The 3190-nt window shown below is 72.3% G+C and carries 3 protein-coding genes; 2 read left to right on the top strand and 1 reads right to left on the bottom strand.

What is annotated here, in order from left to right; genetic code table 11:
• Window positions 1-72 precede the first annotated feature (72 nt).
• Window positions 73-1104 carry a ferredoxin--NADP reductase gene (locus QH283_RS07825; RefSeq protein WP_280502350.1) on the bottom strand — a complete coding sequence of 344 codons (1032 nt, stop codon included), beginning with the start codon at window positions 1102-1104 and terminating at the stop codon, window positions 73-75.
• 75 nt (window positions 1105-1179) lie between these two features.
• On the opposite strand from QH283_RS07825, the gene QH283_RS07820 reads away from it, so the two are divergent.
• Entirely contained in the window at window positions 1180-2592 is a 1413-nt protein-coding gene (locus tag QH283_RS07820; protein WP_280502349.1) for a class I adenylate-forming enzyme family protein, read from the top strand.
• A partial coding sequence (locus QH283_RS07815; RefSeq protein WP_280502348.1) for an acyl-CoA dehydrogenase occupies window positions 2570-3190 on the top strand: 621 nt, incomplete at its 3' end. The genes QH283_RS07820 and QH283_RS07815, both read left to right, overlap by 23 nt.

Genomic DNA, 3190 nt, shown 5'->3' with positions numbered 1-3190 from the left:
ATGTCTCCACGGTAGACCCGCCGCGGCCGCTCCGGCAGGTCCTGGACCGGACCTGCGCGGCGCGTGCGGGAATCACTCGTAGTCGACGGTGATGTCGGCGGTGTCTGGGACGGCCTGGCAGGTCAGTACGTAGCCCTCGTCGAGTTCGTCGTCGGTGAGTGCCTCGTTGGCGCGGAGGGTGGCGTGTCCCTCGGTCACTCTGGCGATGCAGGTGGCGCAGTTGCCCGCCTCGCAGGAGAACGGGGGGACCAGCCCGGCGCGGCGGGCGCTCTCCAGCAGGGTTTCGCCGCCCCGGCGGGGGACCGTCTTCTTCTTGCGGTTGAGCAGGATGGTCACCGTGCCGCCGTCGAGCCGTGGCGCCGCGGTCTCGGTGCGGGGGGAATCCGGCTGCGTGACAACCGGTGTGGCGGGGACGTCGAAGCGCTCGCTGTAGCACGGTCCCGGCCCGGGTAGTGCTCTCTCCACCAGCTCCATGAAGGGGTCGGGTCCGCAGATGTAGGACTCGCCGTGACCGTCGGGCCCGACGAAGGCGCGGACGGCGGCGGCGTCGAGGAAGCCGCTCGCGCTGTCCAGGTGACGGCGGACCTCGAGGCGGCCGGGGTACCGCGCGGCCAGGACGGTCAGAGCCTCGGCGAACAGGACCGACTCGGCGTCGCGGTCGGCGCACAGCAGGCGCACGCGACGGTCGGTGGTGGCCAGGGCGGACTTGGTCAGCGAGAGGATCGGGGTGATGCCGCTGCCGCCGCTGAACCCGAGCAGTGGCGCGCGGCTCTCGCGAAGGCAGAAGCGGCCGGTCGCGGGGCTCAACTCCACCTCGTCGCCCTCGGCGATGTTGTCGTGCAGCCAGTTCGAGACCGTGCCGCCTGGCACTCGTTTGACGGTGGTCATCAGTTCGGTGTCGGTTTCCGGCGCGCTCGACATGGAATACGAGCGGTAGCGCGGCTGCCCGCCGACGACGACGCGGAAGGTGCAGAACTGGCCCGCGCGGTAGGCGATCGGCTGGTCGTGCGGGCGCAGCACGAAGGTCCGCGCGTCCACGCTCTCCTTCACGATCCGGGTCACGGTTGCCTTCTGGAAGCGCTGCTGCATCGAGGGACTCGCCATCGACCGACTCCTTTGGTATGCATATTCTAGTAATATGAGAATTACATTCTCACCCACGAGACAGGATCATCTCAAATGTCTGCTGGGAGTGCATCCATCGCCCTCGTCTTCGAGGAGCGGTCCTACACCAGAGACCGGCTCGACACGCTGGCGGCGGGACTGGCGGCCGAGCTGGCCGCGCGCGGTGTGCGAGCGGGGGACCGGGTGGCGCTGATGTCGTCCAACCGGCCGGAGTTCGTCGTCGCCGTACTGGCCGTCTGGCGGCTCGGCGCGGCCGTCGTGCTGATCAGTCCCGCCTGGAAGACCGCCGAGGTCGAGCACGCGCTGACGGTGACCGGCCCGGCCCACGGCATCGGCGACCAGCCGGTGCTGGCCGAGCTGCTACCGGTCCGCCATCTCGACGACCCGATCGCGCCGGCGGAAGCCACCGAGGTGCACCACGATCCGCGCGCGGAGGCGGTCGCGGTGTTCAGTTCCGGCACCACCGGGATGCCGAAGGCGGTCCGGCACACACACCGCTCGCTCGGCCTCGCGGTGCGCCAGTGGCGTGAGGTGCTCGGCCTGACCGCCGCCGACCGCATCCAGGTCGCCACCCCGCCCTCGCACATCCTCGGCCTGCTCAACATCGTCACCGCCCTCGACGCCGGGGCGTGGATGCGCCTGCACCGCCGCTTCGACCTGGACACCATGCTCGGCTGCATCCAGGACGACCGGATCACCATCGAGATGGCCGTGGCCCCGATCGCGCTGGCCATCGCTTCGCATCCGAAGTTAGAGACCTTCGACCTGAGTTCGCTGCGCTACATCATGTGGGGCGCCACCCCGGTCACGGCGGGCGTCGCCGAGACCGTCACCCGCCGGACGGGCGTCACCTGGTTGCCCGCCTACGGCGCCAGCGAGTTGCCGGTCATCGCGTGCAATCCGCTCGACGGAGCACGGCTGGACAGCGTCGGCAAGGCCGCGCCGGGCGTCGAGATACGGGTGGTCGATCTGGATTCCGGGCACGTGCTCGGGGCCGGGGAGATCGGCGAGATCCACTGCCGCGCCGACTCGGTGATGGCCGGCTACCTGCCCGAACAGGCGACGGCGGACGCCTTCGTCGACGGCTGGTACCGGACCGGCGACGTCGGCTGGGTCGACGCCGACGGCTGGATCGGGCTCACCGACCGTGCCAAGGAGATGATCAAGGTCCGCGGCTTCCAGGTCGCGCCCGCCGAGATCGAGGCCGTGCTGCACGGGCACCCGCAGGTGGCCGATTGCGCCGTCTTCGGGGTGCCCGACCCGGCGGACGGCGAGGCCGTGGTCGCCGCCGTGCGTGCGTGCGGGCCGGTCACCGAGGCGGAGCTGACCGACCTGGTCGGCGGCACGCTCGCCACCTACAAGAAGCCGCGCCGGGTGGTGTTCGTCCCGGAGATCCCGCGCCTGCCGTCGGGCAAGGTGCTGCGCCGAGTGCTCGAGGAGCGTCATGGACGTCCGACTGACCGCTGAACAGCGCCAACTACGCGACGCCGCCGCCCGATTGGCCGACGAACTCGGCCCCGGTTCGGTGGCCGATCTCGACGACGAGCAGCGCGTCGCCCGCCTGGGCAAGGCCGTGGACACCGCGGGCTGGCGTTCGCTGCGCTCGGACGGCGCGTCCGGCGTCGAGGTGGCCCTGGTCGCCGAGGAATTCGGCCGTGGGCTGGTCGACGTCGCCTTCCTCGGCCCGGTGCTGGCCGACGACCTGCTCGGCCCGGCGGGCGAACCCGGCGAATGGACCATCGCGGTGGACGGCAGGGCGGTGGACGCCCGCGGCCGTGACCGTGCCCTCGAACCCGCCGACGGCCTGCTGCGCTGGGCTCCCGTCGGCGCACCGCTGCCCGGCGCCGACCTGACCCGCCGCACGGCCACCCTGGCCGCGGAATCGACGGTGCGCGGCGAGCTCTCGGCAGATCGCCGCACCCGCTGGTACGCCCTGGCGATCACCGTGACCGCCGCCGACCAGCTCGGCGCGGCGCCGGGGGGGGGGGGGGGGGGGGCGCCGGGGAGGCGCGCCCGAGGGCCGGGGGGAGGGCGGGCGGCGCGGCGGCGCGCCCGGGCCCGGGCG

It is taken from the genome of Nocardia farcinica, from assembly GCF_029867845.1.
In the GTDB taxonomy this organism is placed as follows: Bacteria; Actinomycetota; Actinomycetes; order Mycobacteriales; family Mycobacteriaceae; genus Nocardia; species Nocardia farcinica_A.
The sequence above is the reverse complement of the archived record's forward strand: the minus strand, read 5'-3'. Positions and strand labels throughout refer to the sequence as shown.

Coding starts and splice junctions, on each gene's coding strand:
- QH283_RS07825 (WP_280502350.1), bottom strand. CDS start 1,104: ATGGCGAGTCCCTCGATGCAGCAGCGCTTCCAGAAGGCAACCGTGACC.
- QH283_RS07820 (WP_280502349.1), top strand. CDS start 1,180: ATGTCTGCTGGGAGTGCATCCATCGCCCTCGTCTTCGAGGAGCGGTCC.